The 26,057-nt window shown below is 69.7% G+C and carries 22 protein-coding genes; 16 read left to right on the top strand and 6 right to left on the bottom strand.

The annotated features are described in order from the left end of the window. Window positions 1–14: 14 nt before the first annotated feature. On the bottom strand, window positions 15–689 hold the full coding sequence (locus ACFY0K_RS08240) for a DUF3043 domain-containing protein (RefSeq protein WP_390639151.1): 675 nt from the start codon (window positions 687–689) through the stop codon (window positions 15–17). Between the two features lie 201 nt (window positions 690–890). Here ACFY0K_RS08240 and ACFY0K_RS08245 point away from each other — a divergent pair, with 201 nt between their 5' ends. From ACFY0K_RS08245 to ACFY0K_RS08270, 6 genes are all read left to right on the top strand, one after another. After that, a complete protein-coding gene (locus tag ACFY0K_RS08245) occupies window positions 891–1,682 on the top strand; it encodes a PspA/IM30 family protein (RefSeq protein WP_093503936.1) in 792 nt (263 codons plus the stop codon). A 28-nt stretch (window positions 1,683–1,710) separates the two neighbouring features. Beyond that, on the top strand, window positions 1,711–1,989 hold the full coding sequence (locus ACFY0K_RS08250) for a hypothetical protein (RefSeq protein WP_352363761.1): 279 nt from the start codon (window positions 1,711–1,713) through the stop codon (window positions 1,987–1,989). 104 nt (window positions 1,990–2,093) lie between these two features. Further along, window positions 2,094–3,362 (top strand): histidine kinase, encoded by a 1,269-nt coding sequence (locus ACFY0K_RS08255; RefSeq protein WP_351954541.1) that lies wholly within the window; start codon window positions 2,094–2,096, stop codon window positions 3,360–3,362. Continuing rightward, window positions 3,359–4,042 (top strand): response regulator transcription factor, encoded by a 684-nt coding sequence (locus ACFY0K_RS08260; protein WP_351954540.1) that lies wholly within the window; start codon window positions 3,359–3,361, stop codon window positions 4,040–4,042. Before ACFY0K_RS08255 ends, ACFY0K_RS08260 begins: the two co-directional genes overlap by 4 nt. Window positions 4,043–4,245: 203 nt before the next feature. Continuing rightward, complete coding sequence (locus ACFY0K_RS08265) at window positions 4,246–7,359, top strand: efflux RND transporter permease subunit (protein WP_390639152.1); 3,114 nt, start codon at window positions 4,246–4,248, stop codon at window positions 7,357–7,359. A 114-nt stretch (window positions 7,360–7,473) separates the two neighbouring features. Further along, window positions 7,474–9,702 (top strand): PQQ-binding-like beta-propeller repeat protein, encoded by a 2,229-nt coding sequence (locus ACFY0K_RS08270; RefSeq protein ID WP_390639153.1) that lies wholly within the window; start codon window positions 7,474–7,476, stop codon window positions 9,700–9,702. 16 nt (window positions 9,703–9,718) lie between these two features. Here the strand turns inward: ACFY0K_RS08270 and nadA are convergent, their stop codons facing one another. Then, window positions 9,719–10,903, bottom strand: a complete 1,185-nt coding sequence (nadA, locus tag ACFY0K_RS08275) for a quinolinate synthase NadA (protein WP_351954537.1) — start codon at window positions 10,901–10,903, stop codon at window positions 9,719–9,721. A 322-nt stretch (window positions 10,904–11,225) separates the two neighbouring features. Here nadA and ACFY0K_RS08280 point away from each other — a divergent pair, with 322 nt between their 5' ends. Next, complete coding sequence (locus ACFY0K_RS08280; RefSeq protein WP_030951236.1) at window positions 11,226–11,582, top strand: iron-sulfur cluster assembly accessory protein; 357 nt, start codon at window positions 11,226–11,228, stop codon at window positions 11,580–11,582. Window positions 11,583–11,652: 70 nt separating this feature from the next. Here the strand turns inward: ACFY0K_RS08280 and ACFY0K_RS08285 are convergent, their stop codons facing one another. Next, the gene (locus tag ACFY0K_RS08285; protein ID WP_390639154.1) at window positions 11,653–13,419 is read right to left on the bottom strand and encodes a hypothetical protein; all 1,767 of its coding nucleotides are present in this window, start codon (window positions 13,417–13,419) and stop codon (window positions 11,653–11,655) included. A gap of 104 nt (window positions 13,420–13,523) precedes the next feature. Beyond that, complete coding sequence (locus tag ACFY0K_RS08290; protein WP_093503947.1) at window positions 13,524–13,733, bottom strand: hypothetical protein; 210 nt, start codon at window positions 13,731–13,733, stop codon at window positions 13,524–13,526. Between the two features lie 132 nt (window positions 13,734–13,865). Here ACFY0K_RS08290 and ACFY0K_RS08295 point away from each other — a divergent pair, with 132 nt between their 5' ends. After that, window positions 13,866–14,840 (top strand): carbohydrate kinase family protein, encoded by a 975-nt coding sequence (locus ACFY0K_RS08295; protein WP_390639155.1) that lies wholly within the window; start codon window positions 13,866–13,868, stop codon window positions 14,838–14,840. Window positions 14,841–14,898: 58 nt separating this feature from the next. Here the strand turns inward: ACFY0K_RS08295 and ACFY0K_RS08300 are convergent, their stop codons facing one another. Further along, window positions 14,899–16,275, bottom strand: coding sequence for a cysteine desulfurase/sulfurtransferase TusA family protein (locus ACFY0K_RS08300; RefSeq protein ID WP_390639156.1), 1,377 nt, complete (start codon window positions 16,273–16,275; stop codon window positions 14,899–14,901). A gap of 325 nt (window positions 16,276–16,600) precedes the next feature. Here ACFY0K_RS08300 and coxB point away from each other — a divergent pair, with 325 nt between their 5' ends. From coxB to ACFY0K_RS08320, 4 genes are all read left to right on the top strand, one after another. Then, window positions 16,601–17,563, top strand: coding sequence for a cytochrome c oxidase subunit II (gene coxB / locus ACFY0K_RS08305; RefSeq protein ID WP_390639157.1), 963 nt, complete (start codon window positions 16,601–16,603; stop codon window positions 17,561–17,563). Then, the gene (ctaD, locus tag ACFY0K_RS08310) at window positions 17,560–19,293 is read left to right on the top strand and encodes a cytochrome c oxidase subunit I (RefSeq protein ID WP_093503956.1); all 1,734 of its coding nucleotides are present in this window, start codon (window positions 17,560–17,562) and stop codon (window positions 19,291–19,293) included. Before coxB ends, ctaD begins: the two co-directional genes overlap by 4 nt. Continuing rightward, on the top strand, window positions 19,290–19,688 hold the full coding sequence (locus ACFY0K_RS08315) for a cytochrome c oxidase subunit 4 (RefSeq protein WP_093503960.1): 399 nt from the start codon (window positions 19,290–19,292) through the stop codon (window positions 19,686–19,688). The genes ctaD and ACFY0K_RS08315 overlap by 4 nt, the downstream gene beginning before the upstream one ends. Before the next feature lie 151 nt (window positions 19,689–19,839). Then, window positions 19,840–21,102 carry an Ig-like domain-containing protein gene (locus ACFY0K_RS08320; RefSeq protein WP_390639158.1) on the top strand — a complete coding sequence of 421 codons (1,263 nt, stop codon included), beginning with the start codon at window positions 19,840–19,842 and terminating at the stop codon, window positions 21,100–21,102. Between the two features lie 98 nt (window positions 21,103–21,200). Here ACFY0K_RS08320 and ACFY0K_RS08325 read toward each other — a convergent pair whose 3' ends face one another. Then, window positions 21,201–21,602 carry a response regulator transcription factor gene (locus ACFY0K_RS08325; protein WP_093503963.1) on the bottom strand — a complete coding sequence of 134 codons (402 nt, stop codon included), beginning with the start codon at window positions 21,600–21,602 and terminating at the stop codon, window positions 21,201–21,203. Window positions 21,603–21,780: 178 nt separating this feature from the next. Here ACFY0K_RS08325 and ACFY0K_RS08330 point away from each other — a divergent pair, with 178 nt between their 5' ends. The 4 genes from ACFY0K_RS08330 (at window position 21,781) to ACFY0K_RS08345 (ending at window position 25,983) form a co-directional block, all read left to right on the top strand. After that, window positions 21,781–22,401: a heme-copper oxidase subunit III gene (locus ACFY0K_RS08330; protein WP_351954530.1), complete on the top strand. Its 621-nt coding sequence runs from the start codon at window positions 21,781–21,783 to the stop codon at window positions 22,399–22,401. A gap of 77 nt (window positions 22,402–22,478) precedes the next feature. Further along, complete coding sequence (locus ACFY0K_RS08335; protein WP_390639159.1) at window positions 22,479–23,291, top strand: c-type cytochrome; 813 nt, start codon at window positions 22,479–22,481, stop codon at window positions 23,289–23,291. Then, complete coding sequence (locus ACFY0K_RS08340) at window positions 23,288–24,349, top strand: Rieske 2Fe-2S domain-containing protein (protein ID WP_351954528.1); 1,062 nt, start codon at window positions 23,288–23,290, stop codon at window positions 24,347–24,349. The genes ACFY0K_RS08335 and ACFY0K_RS08340 overlap by 4 nt, the downstream gene beginning before the upstream one ends. Continuing rightward, window positions 24,346–25,983 carry a cytochrome bc complex cytochrome b subunit gene (locus ACFY0K_RS08345; RefSeq protein ID WP_390639160.1) on the top strand — a complete coding sequence of 546 codons (1,638 nt, stop codon included), beginning with the start codon at window positions 24,346–24,348 and terminating at the stop codon, window positions 25,981–25,983. Before ACFY0K_RS08340 ends, ACFY0K_RS08345 begins: the two co-directional genes overlap by 4 nt. Window positions 25,984–26,057: the final 74 nt, after the last annotated feature.

Below are 26,057 nucleotides of genomic sequence, written 5' to 3' on the forward strand. Positions count from 1 at the left end.
GAACGGCTCTGTGCTCAGGGCCGCTCTCCGCGCTTGACCTGCGGCTTGGGCAGCCGGAGCCGGCGCATCTGGAGGGAGCGCATCAGGGCGTAGGCGACGGCGCCCTTCTTGTTCTGGTCGGGGAAGCGCTCGGCCAGGCGCTTGCGCAGCCGCAGCCCGCTGATCACCGCGTCGAGCACGATCAGCACGATCACGACCAGCCACAGCAGCAGCGCGATGTTCTTGATCGCCGTGTTGTTGACGACGCTCATGACCAGGATGACCACGGCCAGCGGCAGGAAGAACTCCGCCACGTTGAAACGCGAGTCGACCCAGTCACGGGCGAACCTGCGGACCGGGCCCTTGTCACGGGCCGGCAGGTACCGCTCGTCGCCGGTGGCCAGCGCCTGGCGCTGCCGCTCCATGGCGGCGCGCCGGTCGTCGCGCTGGCGCTTGGCGGCGTCCTTGCGCGTCGTGGGCGTGTGGGCCACGCTGCGCCGCTGGGACTGGGCCTCACTGCGCTTGGGCGTGGGCCTGCCCTTCGGGGCCTGCGGGTCACGGGTCTGCTTGGAGTCGGTCACGACCGCCTTGTCGGCGGGGGCCTTCTCATCCTTGGCACGGCTACGGAACACAAAACCCAAGGGTACGGGGTCACGGGGTGTGGGCCCTAGTCCGGCGGGGAACGATCCCGCAACGCCAGTCGTCTCCATGGGGGGACAGAGGGGACGTTGCAGGCGCTTCGCTCAGGGGGGACACCTACTACCTGTGCCGGAGCGGAGCTGTCGGTAGTCGTCCTTGGGGATGAGCGCATCGGTCCCCGAACAGTGCGGTAATGGAGGCAGGGCCCGTACTGTGGGTTCTGTCGCAGGATCTGTGAGCTGGAGTCCGTCAGAAGGGGGCGCGCGAAGCCCATGAGCGGTGTCATGAAGCGTATGGGGATGATCTTCCGCGCGAAGGCGAACAAGGCCCTGGACAGGGCCGAGGACCCGCGCGAGACCCTCGACTACTCGTACCAGAAACAGCTCGAGCTGCTGCAGAAGGTCCGTCGCGGCGTCGCCGACGTGGCGACCAGCCGCAAGCGGCTCGAACTCCAGCTGAACCAGCTCCAGCAGCAGTCCACCAAGCTGGAGGACCAGGGCCGCAAGGCACTCGCCCTCGGCCGCGAGGACCTCGCCCGCGAGGCGCTCTCCCGCCGCGCCGCCCTCCAGCAGCAGGTGACCGACCTGGAGACGCAGCACGCCACCCTCCAGGGCGAGGAGGAGAAGCTCACCCTCGCGGCGCAGCGCCTGCAGGCCAAGGTGGACGCCTTCCGCACCAAGAAGGAGACCATCAAGGCCACCTACACCGCCGCCCAGGCCCAGACCCGCATCGGCGAGGCCTTCACCGGCATCTCCGAGGAGATGGGCGACGTCGGCCTCGCGATCCAGCGCGCCGAGGACAAGACGCAGCAGCTCCAGGCCCGCGCCGGCGCCATCGACGAGCTCCTCGCCTCCGGCGCCCTCGACGACCCGACCGGCACGGCCAAGGACGACATCGCCGCCGAGCTGGACCGGCTCTCGGGTGGTACGGATGTGGAGCTGGAACTGCAGCGCATGAAGGCCGAGCTCGCCGGAGGATCGCCCCAGCAGGCGATCGAGGGCGGCACCGGCCAGGGCCAGCAGTCGCAGCAGCCGCAGGACACCCCGCGCTTCGACAAGCAGTAGCCGACGCCTGGAGGGCGACATGGCCGACATGGTCGTGAGGATCATGGGGGAGGGCCAGGTGAGGCTGGCCGACAGCCACCTCGCCGAACTGAACAAGCTGGACGACGAGCTCCTCGCGGAGACCGAGTCCGGCGACGAGACAGCCTTCCGCCGCACCCTGACCGCCCTCCTGGACAAGGTCCGGGAGCTGGGCACACCACTCCCGGACGACGCCCTGGAGCCCTCGGACCTCATCCTGCCGTCCCCGGACGCGACGCTGGAGCAGGTCAGGGCGCTGCTCCGGGACGACGGCCTGATTCCGGGCTGAACTTCTCAGCGGACCGAGTCGGGTGCGGGTGGGAGACGCGGGCTGCGCGCACCGGTGCGAACCGGCAGTTCCGGCCCGCACGAACCAGCCGTACTGTTCACAGCGTGAGCACTCTCGAAAGAGCCCGCTGCAGAGCCGGCGCCCATCCACTCGCCGTGGACGCGGTCATCGCCGCGGGCGCCCTCGTCTGCATGGTCGTGAGCTCTTTCGCCGTACCGCACGGCGGGCACGGCGTCGCCTGGGGCATCCGCGTCCCGGACCCCCTCAGCCTGCTGCTCATGACGCTCGCCGCCGCGGCCCTGGTCTTCCGCAGGCACGCCCCGAAGACGGTCCTGGCCGTCACCGGCGCCGCCTCCGTCGTCGAGTGCGTCACCGGCGACCCGCGCGCCCCCGTCGCGATGGCGGCCGTGGTCGCCCTGTTCACCGTCGCCGCCACCACCGACCGCCGCACCACCCTGCGGGCCGGGCTGCTCACCATGACCGTGCTCACCGCCGCCGCGATGGCCGCCGGACCCCTGCCGTGGTACGCCCAGGAGAACCTCGCGATCTTCGCCTGGACCGGCATCGGCGCCACCGCCGGGGACGCCGTCCGCAGCCGGCGCGCGGTCTTCCAGGCCATCCGCGAGCGGGCCGAGCGCGCCGAGCGGACCCGCGAGGAGGAGGCCCGCCGCCGGGTCGCCGAGGAGCGCCTGCGCATCGCCCGGGACCTGCACGACGTCGTCGCCCACCACATCGCCCTGGTCAACGTGCAGGCCGGGGTCGCCGCGCACGTCATGGACAAGCGGCCCGACCAGGCCAAGGAGGCCCTCGGCCACGTCCGCGAGGCCAGCCGCTCCGCACTGAACGAACTGCGGGCCACCGTCGGCCTGCTCCGCCAGTCCGGCGACCCCGAGGCGCCGACCGAGCCCGCTCCCGGCCTGCACGTCCTGGACGAACTCGCCGACACGTTCCGCAACGCCGGCCTCCAGGTCGAGGTCGCCCGCGCCGACCAGGGCACCACCCTGCCGGCCGCCGTCGACCTCGCCGCCTACCGGATCATCCAGGAGGCCCTGACCAACGTGCAGAAGCACGCGGGACCCGCCGCCAAGGCCGAGGTCAGCGTCGTACGCGTCGGACCGCGCATCGAGGTCACCGTCCTCGACGACGGCTCCGGCGAGGACACCGCCCCCGAGGAGGGCGGCGGCCACGGCCTGCTCGGCATGCGGGAGCGCGTCACCGCGCTGCGCGGCACCCTCACCACCGGCCCCCGCTACGGCGGCGGCTTCCGCGTCCATGCGATCCTGCCGGTCAAGACCGACACCGACGACCGTACGGGCGACCGTACGACCGGCCGTGCCAAGGGCCGTGCGGCCGCCCTGGGGGATTCCGTATGACGATCCGTGTCCTGCTCGCCGACGACCAGGCACTGCTGCGCAGCGCGTTCCGGGTGCTCGTCGACTCCGAGTCCGACATGGAGGTGGTCGGCGAGGCCTCCGACGGCGCCGAGGCGGTGCGGCTGACCGGGGAGCGCGAGGCCGACGTCGTCCTGATGGACATCCGGATGCCGGGCACGGACGGACTGGCCGCCACCCGGCTGATCTGCGCCGACCCCGCCCTCGCCCACGTCCGGGTGGTGATCCTCACGACCTTCGAGGTGGACGACTACGTGGTCCAGGCACTGCGCGCGGGCGCCTCCGGCTTCCTCGGCAAGGGCAGCGAGCCCGAAGAACTGCTGAACGCCATCCGCCTCGCCGCCGGCGGTGAGGCGCTGCTCTCCCCGACGGCCACCAAGGGCCTGATCGCCCGCTTCCTCGCCCAGGGCGACCTCGGTGACGACGGCCGCGCCCCGGCCCGCGGCGAGCGGCTCGACGCGCTCACCTCACGGGAGCGCGAGGTCCTCGTCCAGGTCGCCGGCGGGCACTCCAACGACGAGATCGCCGAGCGCCTGGAGGTCAGCCCGCTGACCGTGAAGACGCACGTCAACCGGGCCATGGCGAAGCTGGGCGCGCGGGACCGGGCGCAGCTCGTGGTGATCGCGTACGAGTCGGGGCTGGTCCGCCCGAGGATGGACTGATCTCCACCCGGGCGTACTGCGGGCGGAGTAGGAGCCGGATAAGGGAACGGCACCCTGGGGCTACCCGGGCGGGTCCGCGCATGGGCGAGAGTGGTGCGGTGGGCGCTCACAGGCGCCCCCTGTGCCGTTCATCCGCCGCTCACAGCAGCCTCCGCTCGCAGCGGCACCGCTCACAGCAGCTCACCGAAAAGAGACCCTGACCCATGTCCTGGCTGTCCAGATTCAGCCTCGCGCAGCGGGCCCTGATAGGCCTCATCTCCCTGATCGCGCTCGTCTTCGGGGCGATCGCCATCCCCCAGATCAAGCAGCAGCTGCTGCCGACCATCTCCCTGCCCATGGTGTCGGTCATCGCCCCGTACCAGGGCGCCTCGCCGGACGTCGTCGAGAAGCAGATCGTCGAGCCGATCGAGAACAACCTCGAAGGCGTCGACGGCGTCACCGGCGTCACCTCCACCGCGAGCGAGGGCAACGCCGTGATCATGGCGTCCTTCGACTACGGCAACGACACCAAGCAGCTGGTGGCCGACGTCCAGCTGGCCGTCAACCGCGCCCGGCTGCCGCAGGACGTCGACCCGCAGGTCATCTCCGGCTCCACGGACGACATGCCGACCGTGGTCCTCGCCGTCACCTCCGACAAGGACCAGCAGGCCCTCGCCGACCAGCTCGACAAGACGGTCGTCCCGGCCCTCAAGGACATCGACGGCGTCGGCCGCGTCCAGGTCACCGGCGTCCGGGACCTCCAGGTCGACGTCACCCCCGACGACGCCGGGCTGGCGAAGGCCGGTCTCACCTCCGCCGCCCTCGCCCAGTCGCTCCAGGCGGCCGGCGCGACCGTCCCGGCGGGCTCCTTCGACGAGGACGGTGCCAACCGCACCGTCCAGGTCGGCGGCGGCCTCACCTCGCTGCAGCAGATCAGGGACCTGATGGTCACCGGGCAGGGCGCCGGGAAGCCCGTGCGCCTCGGCGACGTGGCCACGGTGCAGGAGCAGGAGGCCCCGGCCGACTCCATCACCCGCACCGACGGCCGGCCCAGCCTCGCCGTCAACGTCACCATGGACCACGACGGCAGCGCGGTCTCCATCTCGAACGCGGTCAAGGACAAGCTGCCGAAGCTGCGCCGGGACCTCGGCTCCGGCGCCACCCTCACCGTCGTCAGCGACCAGGGCCCGGCGGTCTCCAAGTCCATCAAGGGCCTGACCACCGAGGGCGCCCTCGGCCTGCTCTTCGCGGTCCTCGTCATCCTGGTCTTCCTGGCCTCGGTCCGCTCGACCCTGGTGACGGCGGTGTCCATCCCGCTCTCCGTGGTCCTCACGCTGATCGTGCTGTGGACCCGCGGCCTCTCCCTGAACATGCTGACCCTGGGCGCGCTCACCATCGCGATCGGCCGGGTCGTCGACGACTCGATCGTGGTCCTGGAGAACATCAAGCGCCACCTCGGCTACGGCGAGGAGCGCAAGGCCGCCATCCTCGGCGCGGTCCGCGAGGTGGCCGGCGCGGTCACCTCCTCCACCCTCACCACGGTCGCCGTCTTCCTCCCGATCGGCCTGGTCGGCGGCATGGTGGGCCAGCTGTTCGGCCCCTTCAGCCTCACGGTCACCGCGGCCCTGCTGGCGTCCCTCCTGGTCTCCCTGACGGTCGTACCCGTCCTCTCGTACTGGTTCCTGCGCGCCCCGAAGAGCACCCCCGAGGATGCCGAGGAGGCCCGCCGCAAGGCCGAGGAGAAGGAGGCGAACAGCCGCCTGCAGCGCCTGTACGTCCCCGTCCTGCGCTTCGCGACCCGGCGCCGCCTCACCAGCGTGCTGATCGCGATCGTCGTACTGGTCGTCACGTTCGGCATGTCCGGGCTGCTGAAGACCAACTTCTTCGACCAGGGCGACCAGGAGGTCCTCACCGTCAAGCAGGAGCTGAAGCCCGGCACCAGCCTGGCCGCGACCGACGCCCAGGCGAAGAAGGTCGAGAAGCTCCTCGCCTCGATCGACGGCGTCAAGGACTACCAGGTCACCGTCGGCTCGTCCGGCTTCATGGCGGCCTTCGGCGGCGGCACCGACACCAACCAGGCGTCGTACTCGGTCATGCTGGACGACGCGAAGTCGTACGACCGGGTGCAGAACGCCATCGAGGACGGCCTGCACAAGCTGTCCGGCATCGGTACCACCACGGTGTCGGCCGGTGACGGCTTCGGCAGCCAGGACCTGAGCGTCGTCGTGAAGGCGGCCGACGGCGACGTGCTGCGCAAGGCATCCGAGCAGGTCCGGGCCACGGTCGCGAAGCTGGACGACGTCACCGACGTCACCAGCGACCTCGCGCAGAGCGTGCCGCGGATCTCGGTGAAGGCCAACTCCAAGGCCGCGGCCGCCGGGTTCGACGACCAGACGCTGGGCGCCGCCGTCACCCAGGCGGTGAAGGGCACCACGGCCGCGAAGGCGACCCTCGACGACACCGAGCGGGACGTCGTCGTGAAGTCCGCCAAGCCGGCCGAGACCCTGGCCCAGCTGCGCGCGCTCAGGCTGGGCCCGGTGAAGCTGGGCGACATCGCCACCGTGAAGCTGGTGGACGCGCCGGTGTCCATGACCCGGATCGACGGCCAGCGCGCCGCGACCATCAGCGCCAAGCCCACCGGTGACAACACCGGCGCGGTCAGCACTCAACTCCAGTCCAAGATCAAGGCGTTGAAGCTCCCGGCGGGCGCGACGGCCTCGATCGGCGGCGTCACCTCGGACCAGGACAGCGCGTTCAAGAACCTGGGCCTCGCGATGCTCGCGGCGATCGCGATCGTCTTCATGCTGCTGGTCGCGACCTTCCGGTCCCTGGTCCAGCCGCTGATCCTGCTGGTCTCCATCCCGTTCGCCGCGACCGGCGCGCTCGGCCTGCTGGTCGTCACCGGCACCCCGATGGGCGTCCCCGCGATGATCGGCATGCTGATGCTGATCGGCATCGTGGTGACGAACGCGATCGTCCTGATCGACCTCGTCAACCAGTACCGCGGCCAGGGGTACGGCGTCGTCGAGGCCGTGATCGAGGGCGGCCGGCACCGGCTGCGCCCGATCCTCATGACGGCCCTGGCGACGATCTTCGCCCTCCTCCCGATGGCGCTCGGCGTCACCGGCGAGGGCGGGTTCATCGCCCAGCCGCTCGCGGTGGTCGTGATCGGCGGCCTGATCAGCTCCACCCTGCTCACCCTGCTGCTCGTGCCGACGCTGTACGCGATGGTCGAACTCCGCAAGGAGCGCCGGGCCGGGAAGCGGGCCGCGAAGAACGGCCGGGGGGACACGGAGTCCGCCCCCGTCACCGAGGAGCCGCAGCCCGCGGCCGTGTGACGGTCCCGCGAACGGCGGCCGGTTTCCGGAACACCACCGGGAACCGGCCGCCCGCGCGTACCGGTTCCGTATGCTGGCGCCGCGAACTGCACGGCGGGGAAGGGGAGTTTCGGCGTGCCGCTGCACAAGGACGACCCGCGGTCCCTCGGCGGCTACAAGCTGGCCGACCGGCTCGGGGCCGGCGGGATGGGCATCGTCTACCGGGGCCGGTCGCGCTCCGGGCGCGAGGTCGCCGTCAAGGTGGTGCACGCCCAGTACGCCGAAAACCCCGTCTTCCGCGCCAGGTTCCGGCAGGAGATCGAGGCCGCCCGCCGGGTCAGCGGCGCCTTCACCGCCCCCGTCCTGGACGCCGACCCGGACGCGCCGGCGCCCTGGATGGCCACCCAGTACGTGCCAGGACCCTCCCTCGCCGCCCGCATCCGGGCCCACGGCGCCCTCCGTGTCACCGAGTTGCGGCCACTGGCCCTCGGCCTGGTGGAGGCGCTGCGGGACATCCACCGGGCGGGGGTGGTGCACCGCGACCTGAAACCGGCCAACGTCCTGATGGCCGAGGACGGGCCCCGCGTCATCGACTTCGGCATCTCCCGGGCCGCCGAGAACCACAACACCCTCACCGAGACAGGGCAGATGGTCGGCACCCCGCCCTTCATGTCCCCGGAGCAGTTCACCGACGCCCGTACCGTGGGCCCCGCCTCCGACGTCTTCTCGCTCGGCGCGCTCCTGGTGTACTGCGTCACCGGACGCGGCCCCTTCGACGCCGACAGCCCCTACCTCACCGGCTACCGGGTGGTCCACAACGAGCCCGTCCTGGACGGCGTCACCGGCCCGCTGCGCGCGGTCCTGGAGCGCTGCCTGGCCAAGGACCCCGACGCCCGGCCCTCACTCGACGACCTGGCCCGCCAGTTCGGGGCGGCCCTGCCGGAGCCGTCCGCCGCCGAACCGCAGACCATGACCCTGCGGCTGCCCGCCACGCACCCCGGCCGCCACGCCCAGGCCCCCGACGCCGCCACCGCGCCGGTCACCGGCCGCCGCCCCCGCCGCACCCCCCGCGTGCTGCTCGCCGCCGCCGCGGTGACCGCCCTGGCCCTGACCGGCTACTTCCTGCTGGGCCCCTGGAACGGCGACGGCGAGGCCCGCACCGGCTCCTCGACGTCCTCGGCGTCCCGCTGGGGCGCCCTCCCCACCGGCTGGAAGCCCTGGCAGACAACGGTGTCCGCGACCGCCGGACAAGGGGTGAAGAAGGCGCCCGGCTACGAGGGCGACACCTCGCCCTCCTGCGTCTCGGACGGCTCGTCCGTCTACTGCGGCGGCACCGCCCTCCTGCCCACCCGGGTCGACGCCACCACCGGCCGGACGCTCTGGCGGGCCGGCATAGCCCCCGCGGGCGTACCGGCCGACCGCTACATCACGACCGTCCTCGGCGTGGACGACGGCCTGGTCCTCGTCGAACTCCAGATCACCGACGAGAACGGCGCGGGCAAGGCCCAGTCCGTCATGGCGCTCGACGGCAAGGACGGCAGCAGTGTCTGGTCCCACGCGGTCCGCACCGACAGCCTGGGGGCGGCCTACGGCGACGGGGTGACCCTGACCCAGGAGGGCGACGGCAGCACGTTCACCGTCCGCTCGGCGCGCGACGGCAGCGTGCGCAGCACCGTCCCGGTGCCCCGTGGCTGGCTCTGCTCGATGCTCTCCGCGGGCGACTTCCCCTACGTGGACTGCGGCGACCAGACGGACGGCTCCCACGCCACGAGGTTCTACGTCGTCCACCCCGCCGACGGCTCGGTGCGCACCCTGGACTCGCCCGCCCAGACGGCCAGTTTCGTCGGCATCCTCTCCGGTCAGCTGCTCTTCCTGGAGTCGGACGACCAGGACGTCGAGAACGGCCCCGACCTGATCTACCACCGCATCGTGCGCGTCGACCCCGGCACCGGGAAGCGCACCCTGACCCCGCTGCCCGAGAAGTACCGGGGCGGGCTGCCCACCCTGGCCCACGGCACGCTCTACCTTGCCACCTCCAGCGGCCTGGTCACCGCGTTCTCGCCCACGACCGGGGCCCGGCTGTGGGAGAGCCACACGACCCTGGAGTCGCCGGGCCAGGCCTCGGTGGACGCCCAGGGGCGCACGGTGTACATGGCGGGCATGAGCGGACGGGTGGTCGCGCTCGACGCGGCGAAGGGCACCGTCCTGTGGGAGTCCGCCGCGCGCGCCGAGGTGCTCGGCAACAGCGGCCTGCTGCCCACGGTCTGGTTCAACCGCGGCGCGCTGGTCCTCTCGACCTCCGACGGCACGATCTTCACCCTCGACCCCGCGCACCCCGAGCGCAAACCCGTCGACCCGGGGTGACACGGGCGCCGTACGGCTACGGCAGCGCCAGCATCCGCTCCAGGGCCAGCTTGGCGAACGCCTCGGTCTCCTTGTCGACCTCGATCCGGTTGACCAGGTTGCCCTCGGCCAGCGACTCCAGGGTCCAGACCAGGTGGGGGAGGTCGATGCGGTTCATGGTGGAGCAGAAGCAGACCGTCTTGTCGAGGAAGACGATCTCCTTGCCCTCGGGGGCGAAACGGTTCGCGAGGCGGCGGACCAGGTTCAGCTCGGTGCCGATGGCCCACTTGGAGCCGGCGGGAGCGGCCTCCAGGGCCTTGATGATGTACTCCGTCGAGCCGACGTAGTCGGCGGCGGCCACGACCTCGTGCCTGCACTCGGGGTGGACGAGGACGTTCACGCCCGGGATGCGCTCGCGCACGTCGTTGACGGAGTCCAGGCTGAAGCGGCCGTGCACCGAGCAGTGGCCGCGCCACAGGATCATCTTCGCGTCGCGCAACTGGTCGGCCGTGAGGCCGCCGTTCGGCTTGTGCGGGTTGTAGACCACGCAGTCGTCCAGGGACATGCCCATGTCCCGGACGGCGGTGTTGCGGCCGAGGTGCTGGTCGGGGAGGAAGAGAACCTTCTCGCCTTGTTCGAAGGCCCACTCCAGCGCGCGCTGCGCGTTGGACGAGGTGCAGATGGTGCCGCCGTGCTTGCCCGTGAACGCCTTGATGTCCGCGGACGAGTTCATGTACGAGACGGGAACCACCTGTTCGGCTATCCCGGCCTCGGTCAGCACGTCCCAGCACTCGGCGACCTGCTCGGCCGTGGCCATGTCGGCCATGGAGCAGCCGGCCGCGAGGTCGGGAAGGACCACCTTCTGGTCGTCCGAGGTCAGGATGTCGGCGGACTCGGCCATGAAGTGCACACCGCAGAACACGATGTACTCGGCCTCCGGGCGGGCCGCGGCGTCCCGGGCCAGCTTGAAGGAGTCGCCCGTGACATCGGCGAACTGGATGACCTCGTCGCGCTGGTAGTGGTGGCCGAGGACGAAGACCTTGTCGCCGAGCTTCTCCTTGGCCGCGCGGGCGCGCGCGACCAGGTCCGGGTCGGACGGCGAGGGCAGGTCGCCGGGACACTCGACACCCCGCTCGCTCTTCGGGTCGGCCTCACGGCCGAGCAGCAGCAGGGCGAGCGGAGTCGGCTGTACGTCGAGCTCCGTGGTCTGGGCGGTGGTCACGACACGCACCCTTTCTACTTTTCGTCGTTCTGACGTTATCTATCATAACTGCTTCACGTCACTTTGACGATGGCCATAGCGTCGATGTGACATCAATCCCGGCGCCGAACGGGAGGGTGACCGCCGGGTGGACGCCGGGTGGTCCCCGTGTGCGCAGGTCGCCGTGGGTGGCCACGGCGACTGCTGTGCGTCACTTCGGGCATGTGCGAGCATGAAGAGGTAGGAAAACGCGAGAACGCGCATGCCGGCCCGGAATGAATCAGCGGACCCGCCGGTTGCACTCGTCGGCAAGCAGTCTCCGTACAACCCGGGAGAGATGTAGATGTCCGTATCGGACGAGACCAGCACCGCCACCGACGGCATCATTCTGAGCGACGCCGCCGCGGCCAAGGTCAAGGCCCTGCTCGACCAGGAAGGCCGTGACGACCTCGCCCTGCGCGTCGCCGTCCAGCCCGGTGGCTGCTCCGGCCTGCGCTACCAGCTCTTCTTCGACGAGCGTTCCCTCGACGGCGACGTCGTGAAGGACTTCGGCGGCGTCAAGGTCGTCACCGACCGCATGAGCGCCCCGTACCTGGGCGGCGCGTCGATCGACTTCGTCGACACCATCGAGAAGCAGGGCTTCACGATCGACAACCCGAACGCGACCGGCTCCTGCGCCTGCGGCGACTCCTTCAGCTGAACCGAAGGGCACACGGCAGGAAGGCGGCGGCCCCTCGTGGTGAGGGGCCGCCGCCTTCGTGTGTGCGTGCTCAGCCCACCTGCGGGTTCAGCGTCGTCGCCTTCTCCTTCGGGACGGCGGCGCCGTCGGTGCCGACCACCTTCCGGCCGTCCAGCGGCGCGTCGAGGCGGATCGTCTGGTGGTACTGCTTGGCGATCATGACGCAGATCTTGTCCGGCCAGGGCGTCGCGGTCACCTTCACCACCACCTGCTCCGAACCCTCGTCCGCCGTGGCCTTGTAGTCGGCGCACACCCCGCCGGTGAAGGCGACGGTCAGATCACGGCCGTCCGCCGTGTAGCCGTCCACCTTCACGTTCTTCGTGGTACCGGGGGACGGGCTGGGGCTCGCCGAGGCGGAGGCCAGGTACGTCGGGTCCACCGCCGGACGGGTCACGGTGTACGAGTCCGCCGCCCCGCGCACCTGGAACAGCCAGGACGGCACCAGCGCCTGCCGCCCGGCGACGGACTGCGCGGCCAGCCCGAACACCGCCTTCTCGACCACGGCCGAGGTCGCGGCCGACGCCGACGCCGACGCCGACGACGCCGACGACGCACCGCACGGCTGCTCCAGCCGGTCCTTCAGCGGTACCGGACTGGCGCAGCCGCCGATGCCCATCCGGTGGCCGGAGCGCGGCGCCGCGTTCATCAGCTCCAGCGTCTTCGCGGCGGTCAGCACCGGATACGTGTCGCCCTTCGCGGGCGTCGCGAGCATCCCGTTGCCGCCGACCACCTCGCCCTGCCTGCTCACGGTCAGCCCGGTCGTCCAGCCGTACGTCGGCAGCCCGCCGACCACCGGATCGGCGTTCACCACCCGCTGGGCGCCCATCACCTGGCTCGCGTCGAGCTTCGCCTCGTCCTGGCCGAGTGCCTTCAGCACCGGCGCCGCCGCCTGCTCGGCGTCGCCGACGCTCACCGGGTCACCGGCCGGGGCCGCCGGGTCCTGGGTGCACACCAGGCCGCGCTTGCAGTTGTCGGTGCCCGGGGCGTAGCGGCTGTACGTCCAGATGCCGGGGGCCGTCCGGTTCACCTGGAGGCTCCCGCCCGAGCCGTCGTTGCCGGTGCCCACCTTCCAGACCTGGCCCTCGGCGACCGGGGCACCCTCGATCCCGAGCGCCTTCGCCAGCACGGCGACCCGGTCCTTGGAGACCTCGCCGGAGGGCTGGTACACGGCGGCCGAGCCGGGGCCGGCGGGGAGCGTGCCGCTCGCCTTGTACGTCACCCCGTACGGGTTGGGCTCGCCCGGGGCAATCCCGTTGCCGCCGCCGGAGGAGTAGCCGTCCAGGGCGAGGGGCGGGGGAGTGGCACCGCCGGACGCGCCCGCGGCCGTACCGCCGCCGGAGCCGGAGCCGGAGTTCGCGGCGAGGTAGGCACTGCCGCCGCCGACCAGGAGCACGGCGGCGGCCACGGAGGCGATGACGAGTGCGGGGGAGCGGCGGCGGGGGGCGGGGGCATCGGTGCCGGCGTCGGCGTCGGCGTCGGCGTCGGCGTCGGCCGGGGTGCCGGCCCGGGTGCCCGCTTCGGCTTCGGCCCCGGGTGTCACGGGAGCCTCCTCCGGCTCCGGAGCCTCCTCCGGCTCCGGCTCCGGCACCTGCGCCTCGGCGCCCTCGGCGCCCGCGGTGGACTCACCGCCCTCCGCGGTGACCTGCAGGTCGGCATCGGCGTCGGCGTCGGAATCGGCGTCGGCGGCCACCTCGGGCTCGGCAGCCTTCGGCGACTCCGCGGCCTGCCGGGCCTCGGGGGACTCCCCGGTGCCGCCCGCGGCCGCGTCGTCGTCGTTCTCGGGTCGCTCGCTCTTCACCGCATCGCTCCTTGCCGTGTCGTATCCCGCCTCCCCTTCACGGGGGACGGCGATGGGACGCGGGAGGGGAGCGCACGGTTCCCGGGGAACGCGCCGGGCGGAACTCAGTCGCCGTAGTCGGACATCGCGTCCAGGAGTCTGGCGGACTTCTTCGGCACGGTCACCCCGTGGATGAGTGAAGGCGGCACCGGACGGGCATCGCTGTGGTCGGGAACAGCCCAGTGCGGAGCCATCCGGGCGCAGTCCCCGCGCAGCGACGCGAGGTCGCCGTCGAGGTCGGCCGGAGCGGGGGCGTGGACCTTGAGGTTCGTCATGACGGAACGGTAAGCACGCCGTGGGCCGCGAAGAAAGATCTACTATCGGGTAGTTTTGGCACCTTCAGGGCGCCCGTACGGACCCGGTAGCGTTAACTGTCAATAACGCCTCCCCTCAGGAGAGTCCCAGCCGTGCGCATCGCAGTCACCGGCTCCATCGCCACCGACCACCTCATGACGTTCCCCGGCCGCTTCGCGGACCAGCTGGTCGCGGACCAGCTGCACACGGTCTCGCTGTCCTTCCTGGTCGACAACCTGGACGTGCGGCGCGGCGGCGTCGGCGCGAACATCGCGTTCGGCATGGGACAGCTCGGCACCCGGCCTATCCTGGTCGGCGCGGCGGGCTTCGACTTCGACGAGTACCGGGCCTGGCTCGACCGGCACGGCGTGGACACGGACTCCGTCCGCGTCTCCGAGACCCTGCACACCGCGCGTTTCGTGTGCACGACCGACGCCGACCACAACCAGATCGGCTCCTTCTACACGGGCGCGATGAGCGAGGCCCGCCTGATCGAGCTCAAGACCGTGGCCGACCGGGTCGGCGGACTCGACCTGGTCCTGATCGGCGCGGACGACCCGGAGGGCATGCTCCGCCACACGGAGGAGTGCCGGACCCGGTCCATCCCCTTCGCCGCCGACTTCTCCCAGCAGATCGCCCGGATGAACGGCGACGAGATCGGGATACTGCTGGAGGGTGCGGCGTACCTCTTCTCCAACGAGTACGAGAAGGGGCTCATCGAGACGAAGACCGGCTGGAGCGACGAGGAGATCCTCGCGAAGGTAGGCCACCGGGTCACGACGCTGGGTGCGCGCGGCGTCCGTATCGAGCGGGTGGGCGAGGACCCGATCGAGGTCGGCTGCCCCGACGAGGAGCGCAAGGCCGACCCGACGGGCGTCGGCGACGCGTTCCGCGCCGGGTTCCTCTCCGGCCTCGCGTGGGGGGTCTCGCTGGAGCGGGCGGCCCAGGTGGGCTGCATGCTGGCGACTCTCGTCATCGAGACGGTGGGCACGCAGGAGTACCAGCTGCGCCGGGGCCACTTCATGGAGCGGTTCACCAAGGCGTACGGGGACGAGGCGGCCGAGGAAGTCCGGGGTCATCTGGTCTGAGTCCCGGCTGCGGGCGCGTGGGGGGCTGGTCGCGCAGTTCCCCGCGCCCCTGAGTAATTCAGCTGATCCGGCGGACCAGGTAAGCCGTTCCTTTGTCCGCCTTCTCCTCGCCCTCGTACTCCTGGCCGCGCATCTCGCACCAGGCCGGGATGTCCAGCCGTGCCGCCTCGTCGTCGGACAGGACCCGCACCCTGCCGCCCACCGGCACGTTGCCGATGACCTTCGCCAGTTCGATGACGGGGATCGGGCAGCGTTTGCCGAGGGCGTCCACGACGAGTACGTCCTCCTGTACGGCCGCCGACGGCGTAGGCGCTCCCAGCTTCTCCCGCACCCCGGCCACCACCCGCGGCAGCACCCCCAGGAACCGCTCCACGTCCCCCTCTGCCGCTCCCGCCGGCAGTGACACCCGCACGTTCCCCTCGCTCAGTACGCCCATCGCCTTGAGCACATGGCTCGGCGTCAGCGTGCTGCTCGTGCAGGACGACCCCGAGGACACCGAAAAGCCCTCCCGGTCCAGCTCGTGCAGCAATGTCTCTCCATCGACATAGAGACAGGAGAAGGTGACGATCCCGGGTAGCCGCCGCTCCGCGTCGCCCACCACCTCCACGTCCGGCACCAACTCCGGTACCCGCGCCCGGATCCGTGCCGTCAGCGACCGCAGCCGTTCCGCCTCCCGCTCGGCCTCCGCCCGCACGGCCCGCAGCGAGGCGGCCGCCGCGACGACCGCCGGCAGGTTCTCGAAGCCGGGTGCCCTCCCCGACTCCCGCTCGTCCGACGCCCCTTGGACGGCGAACCGCACCCCCTTGCGCACGACCAGCAGCCCGACCCCGCTCGGCCCGCCCCACTTGTGCGCACTCGCCGTCAGCAGCGACCAGTCGCCCGCCACCCGTTCCCACCCCAGCGACTGCGCCGCGTCCACCAGCAACGGCACCCCGGCCGCCCGGCACACCTCGGCCACCGCCGCCACCGGCTGTACGGTCCCCACCTCGTGGTTGGCCGACTGCAGGCAGGCGAGCGCGGTGTCGGGCCGCAAAACGGCCTCATAGGAGCTGACGTCAACTGCTCCCGTCCGCGCCACCGGCACCCGGGTCACCTGTCCACCCTCCGCCTCGAACACCTCGGCCGAATGGAGCACCGAGGAGTGTTCGACGGCCGACACGATCAGGTGACGTCCGACGCGACGACGACCGGCCAACGCCCCGGCGACGCCCGTATGGACGGCCCGTGTGCCCGATGGAGTGAACGTCAGCTCGTCCGGCCGGCAGCCGACGGCCTCGGCAGCCGCCTCCCGAGCGGCGTCCAGCAGCATGCGCGCCTTGCGCCCTTCTCGGTACAGCCGGGACGGATCGGCCCACCCGTCGTCCAGAGCGGCCAACAACGCCTGACGGGCGACGGGATGAAGGGGAGCGGCGGACGCAGCGTCAAAGTAGGACACGCAGCTACGTTAAAACGTCCTCAGGGACAGCCAACCCGGGGGCGCGGGGCTGTGCCGATATGCGGCTCCGCCGCGTGGGCGCGACCAGCCCCCACGCACCCGCACTCGCAACGCAAACCGCACCAACCCGAGCTATTAGGCGCCCATTCCCACCCCTACGGAGTGACCCGCGGCGCGTATGCCCCCCTCCCCGCGACCCCCCGAATCGCGTCGGCTAGGGTTTGGTCCGCATAAACATCCAAACCCCTGCCCGACGCAGGGCGGCGACCGACCAGCGAGAAGGCCGCAGCCGACCGCGCGGGCGAGACTCTCGGGAAGGCGCTACGTGAGTCCCAACGGCTCCGACCGCTCGCCGCGGCGCCCGATGCGGCGGAAGCTGCTGCAGGCAATGACCGCGGGCCTGGTCCTGGTATCCGCTACCGGATGCACATACAAGGACTTCCCCCGCCTTGGTATGCCCACCCCGACCACGGAAGAGGCTCCGCGGATCCTCTCCCTGTGGCAGGGCTCCTGGGCCGCCGCGCTCGCCGTCGGCGTGCTGGTGTGGGGTCTGATCATCTGGAGCGCCATCTTCCACCGGCGCAGCCGCACCAAGATCGAAGTCCCGGCCCAGACCCGGTACAACATGCCGATCGAGGCGCTGTACACGGTCGTGCCGCTCATCATCGTCTCCGTGCTGTTCTACTTCACGGCGCGCGACGAGACGAAGCTGCTCAGCCTCACCGACAAGAAGCCGGACGTCACGGTCAACGTGGTCGGCTTCCAGTGGAGCTGGGGCTTCAACTACATCACGCCCGTCGACGGTGTCACCGGCGACGCGAAGACCGACGCGAACCTGGCCGCCATCCCGGACCGGTTCAAGAACGAATTCCCGGCCGCCGCCGGTGGCGTCTACGACGTCGGTACGCCGGGCACGAAGAACCCGGAGACCCACAACCCCGGTCCGACGCTGTGGCTCCCCAAGGGCGAGACCGTCCGCTTCGTCCTCACCTCGCGTGACGTCATCCACTCCTTCTGGGTGGTGCCGTTCCTGATGAAGATGGACGTCATCCCGGGTCACACCAACGCGTTCCAGGTGACTCCGAACCAGGAGGGCACCTTCCTCGGCAAGTGCGCCGAGCTCTGCGGCGTCGACCACTCCCGGATGCTGTTCAACGTGAAGGTCGTCTCGCCCGAGCGCTACCAGCAGCACCTCAAGGACCTCGCCAAGAAGGGGCAGACCGGTTACATTCCCGCCGGCATCGCGCAGACGAGCCACGAGAAGAACCGGGAGACGAACAACCTGTGAGCATCCTCAACGAACCCCAGGGTGCCGCGGCAGCTGAAGGCACTTACGCAGATGAGCTGCCGGTCAGGCGCAAGCAGCCCGGCAACGTGGTCATCAAGTGGCTCACCACCACCGACCACAAGACCATCGGAACGCTGTATCTGGTCACGTCGTTCGCGTTCTTCCTGATCGGCGGTGTGATGGCGCTGCTGATGCGCGCCGAGCTCGCTCGCCCCGGTCTGCAGATCATGTCGAACGAGCAGTTCAACCAGGCGTTCACGATGCACGGCACGATCATGCTGCTGATGTTCGCGACGCCGCTGTTCGCCGGCTTCACGAACTGGATCATGCCGCTCCAGATCGGTGCGCCCGACGTCGCGTTCCCGCGGCTGAACATGTTCGCCTACTGGCTCTACCTGTTCGGCTCGACCATCGCGGTCGGCGGCTTCCTCACCCCGCAGGGTGCCGCGGACTTCGGCTGGTTCGCCTACTCCCCGCTGTCGGACGCGGTCCGCTCGCCGGGCATCGGCGCCGACATGTGGATCATGGGTCTGGCCTTCTCCGGCTTCGGCACCATCCTCGGCGCGGTCAACTTCATCACCACGATCATCTGCATGCGTGCGCCCGGCATGACCATGTTCCGCATGCCGATCTTCGTGTGGAACGTGCTGCTGACCGCCGTGCTGGTCCTGCTCGCCTTCCCGGTGCTCGCCGCGGCGCTGTTCGCCCTTGAGGCGGACCGAAAATTCGGGGCACATGTATTCGACGCCGCGAACGGCGGAGCGCTGCTCTGGCAACACCTCTTCTGGTTCTTCGGACACCCAGAGGTGTACATCATCGCGCTGCCGTTCTTCGGCATCATCTCCGAGGTCATCCCGGTCTTCTCCCGCAAGCCGATGTTCGGCTACATGGGTCTGGTGGCGGCGACCATCTCGATCGCCGGTCTGTCCGTGACCGTGTGGGCGCACCACATGTACGTCACCGGCGGTGTGCTGCTGCCGTTCTTCTCCTTCATGACCTTCCTGATCGCGGTCCCGACCGGTGTGAAGTTCTTCAACTGGATCGGCACCATGTGGAAGGGCTCGCTGTCCTTCGAGACACCGATGCTGTGGGCCACCGGCTTCCTGATCACCTTCACCTTCGGTGGTCTGACCGGTGTCATCCTGGCCTCGCCGCCGATGGACTTCCACGTCTCCGACTCGTACTTCGTGGTGGCCCACTTCCACTACGTGGTCTTCGGTACGGTCGTCTTCGCGATGTTCTCCGGCTTCCACTTCTGGTGGCCGAAGATGACCGGCAAGATGCTCGACGAGCGGCTCGGCAAGATCACCTTCTGGACGCTGTTCATCGGCTTCCACGGCACCTTCCTGGTCCAGCACTGGCTCGGTGCCGAGGGCATGCCCCGTCGTTACGCCGACTACCTGGCGGCCGACGGCTTCACCACCCTGAACACGATCTCGTCGATCAGCTCCTTCCTGCTCGGCCTGTCGATCCTGCCGTTCCTCTACAACGTGTGGAAGACGGCCAAGTACGGCAAGCCGGTCGGCGTCGACGACCCGTGGGGTTACGGCCGTTCGCTGGAGTGGGCGACCTCCTGCCCGCCGCCGCGGCACAACTTCGTCACCCTGCCGCGGATCCGCAGCGAATCGCCGGCGTTCGACCTGCACCACCCTGAGATCGCCGCCCTGGAGCAGCTGGAGCACGGCCAGGCCGTCGCCGCTGTCGCGGGCAGCAAGGAGGCCGGCAAGTGAAGATCCAGGGCCGCATGTTCGTGTGGCTGAGTGTCTTCGTCCTCGTCATCGCGATCGTCTATGGCGTGTGGTCGAAGGAACCGGCCGGTACCACGGCGCTCTTCCTGGCCTTCGGCCTGTGCATCATGATCGGCTTCTACCTGGGCTTCACCGCCTCGCGCGTCGACGCGGGCGCCCAGGACAACAAGGAGGCCGACGTCGCGGACGAGGCCGGCGAGATCGGCTTCTTCAGCCCGCACAGCTGGCAGCCGCTCGCCCTGGGCGTCGGTGGCGCGCTGGCCTTCCTCGGTGTTGCCGTCGGCTGGTGGCTGCTGTACTTCTCGGCGCCCATCATCATGATCGGCCTCTTCGGCTGGGTGTTCGAGTACTACCGCGGTGAGAACCGCACCCAGTAAGCGCGCGCCGCACACCACGGGAGCCCGGACCCTCCGTCAGGAGGGTCCGGGCTCCCGTCGTTTCCGGCCCGTCGCGCCTTCGGCGCAGCGCCCGTCACCCGTTCGGGCCCACCGCCGCGCCGGTCCGGAAAACATCTCATAGCGTGACAATATGAGTCACTCTCCGTGCGCCCGTAACGTCGTCAGCTGCACCCTGCTGGTGATCGCCCTCGGAGCGGGCGTCACCGCCTGCGGTTCGGACGGCAACCCCCTCGCGGACAAGCCGTACGACGCGGCGGACCAGATCTCCTTCAACACGCCCACCGGGACGGGGAAGCGGGCCGACCCCGACAAGCCCCTGGAGGTCGTCGCCAAGAGCGACGAGGACCGCATCACGGACGTCACGGCCCAGGACGCCACCGGCCGCTTCGTGGCGGGCGAACTCGACGCCGACGGCCGCCGCTGGCACAGCACCTCCCCGCTGGCCGCCAACGCCCACTACACGGTCCAGGTCAGCACAGAGGACGAGAACGGCGCACCCGGCCGCAAGACCCTCACCTTCGACACCAGCACGCCCACCACCCGGCAGCGGCTGAAGATCACCTTCGGCCCCAAGGCGGGAGAGTACGGCGTGGGCCAGCCGGTCACCGCCCAACTCGACCACCCGATCAAGGACAAGGCCCAGCGCGCCATCGTCGAACGCGCCCTCAGGGTCGACTCCGTCCCGGCCGTGGAGGGCTCCTGGTACTGGGTGAGCGACAAGGAACTCCACTACCGGCCCAAGGACTACTGGCCCGCCCACGCCACCATCCAGGTGCACAGCAACCTGGACGGCATCCGGATCAGCGACCGCCTGTGGGGCGGCCCGGCCGCCCCCCTCAAGCTCACGACGGGCGACAAGCTCCTCGCCGTCACGGACGCCGCCGCCCACCAGATGACGGTCTACAAGGACGACAAGGAGATCAACCAGATCCCCGTCACCACCGGCAAACCGGGCTTCGAGACCCGCAACGGCGTCAAGGTCGTCCTGGAGAAGGAGTACTTCGTACGCATGCGCGGCACCACGGTCGGCATCGCCGAGGGCACCTCGGACTCGTACGACCTGCCGGTCTACTACGCCACCCGGGTCACCTGGTCGGGCGAGTACGTGCACGCCGCGCCCTGGTCGGTGGGCTCCCAGGGCTACGCGAACGTCAGCCATGGCTGCACCGGCATGAGCACCTCGAACGCCGAGTGGTTCTTCGACACCATCCACCCGGGCGACCTGGTGAAGGTCGTCAACTCCAACGGCAAGACGATGGAGAACTTCGGCAACGGCTTCGGCGACTGGAACATCACCTGGCAGAACTGGCGCAAGGGCAGCGCCCTCACGGGCGGCACCCAGGACGGCCCGAGGCCGGAGGACGCGGCGAGGGTGCAGCCGGCAGCACTGTGAACCGCCCCCAGCGGCAAGCGCCCCGTCAGGGGCGCGGGGAACTGCGCGAACGGCCCCCACCGGCCCGCGCTCGCGCACGCACCGCGCCCCGCCCCCTCCTAGGCGCTCAGCAGCCTCTTCTGCCGCAACAAGGACGCCAGCGCCCCCGCGAACTCCACCGGCTCCACAGGCAGCGTCACAGCCGCGTCCGCCCGGCTCCACGTGGCCAGCCACGCATCCTGCGGCCGTCCGATCAGCAGCAGCACCGGCGGGCAGTTGAACACCTCGTCCTTGATCTGCCGGCACATGCCCATGCCCCCCATCGGCACGGCCTCGCCGTCCAGGACGCACACGTCGATCCCGCCCTTGTCCAGCTCGGCGAGGACCGCGGCGGGCGTCGCGCACTCCACGAACTCGACGAACGGCACATCGGGAGCCGGCCGCCGGCCGGCGGCGAGCCGCACCTGCTCGCGGGTGTTGGAGTCGTCGCTGTAGACCAGCACCGTGGCGGTCGGCTGCATTGTTCCTCCGAGACGTCAGCGTCGTACGGACAGGACCGATGCGCCGGATGCTACTCCCCTGAACACCTCGTCAACACCTGTTGGAACACCGCTTCGATGGGCCATCCGGGCACTACACACGGGGCGAACACTCCGAACGGCACCCCCCGGAGTGAGCGCGAGATAAGCGACCGACATAATGTCGGTCGTGGCGACAGCAACGACAGTAGATACCGGGCACGCGCACCCGTCGGTCAACAGGCCGAACCTCACCAGCGTCGGAACCATCATCTGGCTGAGTTCCGAGCTGATGTTCTTCGCGGCCCTCTTCGCGATGTACTTCACCCTGCGATCGGTGACCGGTCCGGCGCACTGGAAGGAGATGGCGAGCCATCTCAACATTCCGTTCTCCGCGACCAACACCACGATCCTGGTGCTCTCCTCCCTCACCTGCCAGCTCGGTGTGTTCGCCGCCGAGCGCGGGGACGTGAAGAAGCTCCGGGGCTGGTTCATCGTCACCTTCATCATGGGTGCGATCTTCATCGGCGGTCAGATCTACGAGTACACCGAGCTGGTCAAGAAGGACGGGATCTCGCTCTCGTCCGACCCGTACGGCTCGGTGTTCTACCTGACCACCGGCTTCCACGGCATGCACGTGACGGGCGGCCTCATCGCCTTCCTGTTCGTCCTGGGGCGCACCTACGCGGCGAAGAGGTTCACGCACGAGCAGGCGACCGCGGCCATCGTCGTGTCCTACTACTGGCACTTCGTCGATGTCGTGTGGATCGGCCTCTTCGCCACGATCTACCTGATCAAGTAGCCGGGCCGGCACCACGCGCCGCAGAAGCGCACTTTCCAGAAGCATCGACGCAGAAGATCCTGACACCGGGGTAATCCGTGAAAAAGCTCTCCGCACGACGACGCCATCCGCTGGCGGCGGTCGTCGTCCTACTCCTCGCGCTGGCATGCACAGGGGGGCTGTACGCCGCGTTCGCACCCGCGGGCAAGGCGCAGGCCGATGAAACATCCCAGTCCCTGACCATCGAGGAGGGCAAGAAGCTCTACTCGGTCGGTTGCGCCAGCTGCCACGGCACCGGCGGTCAGGGTTCGTCCGACGGCCCCAGCCTGGTGGGCGTGGGCGCCGCGGCCGTCGACTTCCAGGTCGGCACCGGCCGTATGCCGGCCGCCACCTCGCAGGGCCCGCAGGTCGTCAAGAAGAAGAACATCTACACCCAGGCCCAGATCGACCAGCTCGCGGCGTACGTCGCCTCGCTGGGCGCCGGTCCCGAGGTCCCGACCTCGGAGCAGTACGGCCCGGACGGTGCCGACATCGCCAAGGGTGGCGAGCTCTTCCGCACGAACTGCGCGCAGTGCCACAACTTCGTGGGCTCGGGCGGTGCGCTGACCAAGGGCAAGTTCGCTCCGACTCTTGAGAACGTCGCCCCGAAGCACATCTACGAGGCCATGCAGACGGGCCCGCAGAACATGCCGTCCTTCCCCGACACCACGCTGACGGAGAAGAACAAGAAGGACATCATCGCGTACCTGAACGCGGTCAACAGCAGCAACACGGAGAACCCCGGCGGTCTCAACCTGGGCGGCCTCGGGCCGGTCAGCGAGGGTCTGTTCGCCTGGATCTTCGGTCTCGGTGCACTGATCGCGGTCGCCGTCTGGGTCGCCGCTCGGACCGCAAAGGCCAAGAAGTCATGAGTAGCCAAGACATTCCAGAAGAGAACCTGCCTGCTGAGCAGGACCACCACGCGCACGGAGCCGTGAGCGTCGCGGACGAGAAGGACCCCTTCTCGGACCCGGGTCTGCCGCCGCACGAGCACCGGATCCAGGACATCGACGAGCGGGCCGCCAAGCGGTCCGAGCGCGTCGTGGCCATGCTGTTCACGGTGTCGATGCTGGCCACCGTCGGCTTCATCGCCTCCTACGTGACGATCCCCAAAGACAAGTCGATCTTCGTCTTCCCGATCGGTCACATCAGCGCGCTGAACTTCGCCCTGGGCCTCACCCTCGGCGCGGCGCTGTTCTGCATCGGCGCGGGCGCGGTCCACTGGGCCCGCACCCTGATGTCCGACGTGGAGGTCGCCGACGAGCGGCACGCCATCTCGGCCCCGCCGGAGGTCAAGGCCAAGGTCCTGGCCGACTTCAAGCAGGGCGCGAAGGAGTCGGCGATCGGCCGGCGCAAGCTGATCCGCACCACGATGTTCGGCGCGCTGACCCTGGTCCCGCTCTCCGGCGTCGTGCTGCTGCGCGACCTCGGCCCGCTGCCCGGCACCTCGCTGCGTCACACGGCGTGGTCGAAGGGCAAGCTGCTCGTCAACATGAACACCAACGAGCCGCTGCGTCCCTCCGACGTCGCCGTCGGCTCGCTGACCTTCGCCAAGCCCGAGGGCGTCGAGGAGTCCCAGGAGGACTTCCAGAACGTGATGGCGAAGGCGGCCCTGATGATCATCCGGCTGCAGCCGGACAACATCAAGGACAAGCGCGAGCTCGAGTGGTCGCACGAGGGCATCGTCGCCTTCTCGAAGATCTGCACCCACGTGGGCTGCCCGATCTCGCTGTACGAGCAGCAGACCCACCACGTGCTCTGCCCGTGCCACCAGTCCACCTTCGACCTCTCCGACGGAGCCCGAGTGATCTTCGGCCCGGCCGGCCACGCCCTGCCGCAGCTGCGCATCGGCGTGAGCGAGGAGGGCTACCTCCAGGCGCTCGGCGACTTCGACGAGCCCGTCGGTCCTGCCTTCTGGGAGCGCGGATGAGCACTACAGAGAACACCGAGTCCCGCGAGCGCGGGAAGGCACCGGCCGGCGAGCGCGTCGCCGACTGGGCCGACGGACGGCTCGGGATCTACTCCCTGGCCAAGTCCAACATGCGCAAGATCTTCCCCGACCACTGGTCGTTCATGTTGGGCGAAGTGTGCATGTACAGCTTCATCATCATCATCCTGACGGGTGTGTACCTGACGCTGTTCTTCCACCCCTCGATGAACGAGGTGGTGTACCACGGCAGCTACGTCCCGCTCCAGGGACAGATGATGTCCGAGGCGTTCAACTCGACCCTGCACATCTCCTTCGACGTGCGCGGTGGCCTGCTCATCCGGCAGATCCACCACTGGGCCGCGCTGATCTTCCTCGCCGGCATGTTCGTGCACATGATGCGCGTGTTCTTCACCGGCGCGTTCCGCAAGCCGCGTGAGATCAACTGGCTGTTCGGCTTCCTGCTGTTCGTCCTGGGCATGTTCACCGGCTTCACCGGTTACTCGCTCCCGGACGACCTGCTCTCCGGCACCGGTGTCCGCTTCACCGAGGGCGCCATCCTGTCGATGCCGATCGTCGGCACGTACATCTCGTACTTCCTCTTCGGCGGCGAGTTCCCCGGCCACGACTTCGTGGGGCGGTTCTACTCGATCCACATCCTGCTGCTGCCGGGCATCATGCTCGGCCTGATGGTGGGCCACCTGATCCTGGTCTTCTACCACAAGCACACGCAGTTCGCGGGCCCCGGAAAGACCGAGAAGAACGTCGTCGGCATGCCGCTGCTGCCGGTCTACATGGCCAAGGCCGGAGGCTTCTTCTTCCTGGTCTTCGGTGTCATCGCGGCCATCGCGGCGACCACCCAGATCAACCCGATCTGGGCCATGGGCCCCTACCGTCCGGACCAGGTGTCCACCGGCGCCCAGCCCGACTGGTACATGGGCTTCGCCGAGGGCCTGATCCGCTACATGCCCGGCTGGGAGATCAACTTCTGGGGCCACACCCTGGTCCTGGGCGTCTTCATCCCGCTGGTCCTGTTCGGTCTGGTCCTGGGCGCGATCGCGGTCTACCCGTTCATCGAGTCCTGGGTCACCGGTGACAAGAGCGAGCACCACATCCTGGACCGGCCGCGCAACGCCCCGACCCGTACCGGGTTCGGTGTCGCCTGGGTGACCGTGTACATGGTGGGCCTGATCGGTGGTGGCAACGACCTCATCGCCACCCACTTCCACCTGTCGATCAACGACGTGACCTGGTTCGTCCGGATCTTCTTCTTCGCCGGACCGGTGATCGCGTTCATCGTGACCAAGCGCATCTGCCTCGGCCTGCAGCGCCGGGACCGCGACAAGGTGCTGCACGGTCGCGAGACCGGCATCATCAAGCGGCTGCCGCACGGTGAGTTCATCGAGGTCCACGAGCCGCTCTCGCAGGAGCAGCTGCACACCCTCACGGCGCACCACCAGTACGAGCCGGCCCAGGTCGGCCCGGCGGTCGACGAGAACGGTGTCGAGCGCAAGATCAAGGGCTCCGAGAAGCTCCGCGCCAAGCTGAGCAACGCCTACTACGGCGAGGACAACCAGATCCCGAAGCCGACTGTCGAGGAGTACAAGGAGATCACGAGCGGCCACGGCCACCACTGATCGACCGCGTCGCCACGCCACGGCGAAGGGCCCCCGTCCGGGGTACGGACGGGGGCCCTTCGCCGTGCTCGGAG

This window comes from Streptomyces sp. NPDC001507, assembly GCF_042894765.1.
GTDB lineage: Bacteria > Actinomycetota > Actinomycetes > Streptomycetales > Streptomycetaceae > Streptomyces.

What these genes read in the sequence shown, in the direction of transcription:
- ACFY0K_RS08240 (WP_390639151.1), bottom strand. Translation starts at nt 689, where the DNA reads ATGGAGACGACTGGCGTTGCGGGATCGTTCCCCGCCGGACTAGGGCCC.
- ACFY0K_RS08245 (WP_093503936.1), top strand. Translation starts at nt 891, where the DNA reads ATGAGCGGTGTCATGAAGCGTATGGGGATGATCTTCCGCGCGAAGGCG.
- ACFY0K_RS08250 (WP_352363761.1), top strand. Translation starts at nt 1,711, where the DNA reads ATGGTCGTGAGGATCATGGGGGAGGGCCAGGTGAGGCTGGCCGACAGC.
- ACFY0K_RS08260 (WP_351954540.1), top strand. Translation starts at nt 3,359, where the DNA reads ATGACGATCCGTGTCCTGCTCGCCGACGACCAGGCACTGCTGCGCAGC.
- ACFY0K_RS08265 (WP_390639152.1), top strand. Translation starts at nt 4,246, where the DNA reads ATGTCCTGGCTGTCCAGATTCAGCCTCGCGCAGCGGGCCCTGATAGGC.
- ACFY0K_RS08280 (WP_030951236.1), top strand. Translation starts at nt 11,226, where the DNA reads ATGTCCGTATCGGACGAGACCAGCACCGCCACCGACGGCATCATTCTG.
- ACFY0K_RS08290 (WP_093503947.1), bottom strand. Translation starts at nt 13,733, where the DNA reads ATGACGAACCTCAAGGTCCACGCCCCCGCTCCGGCCGACCTCGACGGC.
- ACFY0K_RS08320 (WP_390639158.1), top strand. Translation starts at nt 19,840, where the DNA reads ATGAGTCACTCTCCGTGCGCCCGTAACGTCGTCAGCTGCACCCTGCTG.
- ACFY0K_RS08325 (WP_093503963.1), bottom strand. Translation starts at nt 21,602, where the DNA reads ATGCAGCCGACCGCCACGGTGCTGGTCTACAGCGACGACTCCAACACC.
- ACFY0K_RS08330 (WP_351954530.1), top strand. Translation starts at nt 21,781, where the DNA reads ATGTCGGTCGTGGCGACAGCAACGACAGTAGATACCGGGCACGCGCAC.
- ACFY0K_RS08340 (WP_351954528.1), top strand. Translation starts at nt 23,288, where the DNA reads ATGAGTAGCCAAGACATTCCAGAAGAGAACCTGCCTGCTGAGCAGGAC.
- ACFY0K_RS08345 (WP_390639160.1), top strand. Translation starts at nt 24,346, where the DNA reads ATGAGCACTACAGAGAACACCGAGTCCCGCGAGCGCGGGAAGGCACCG.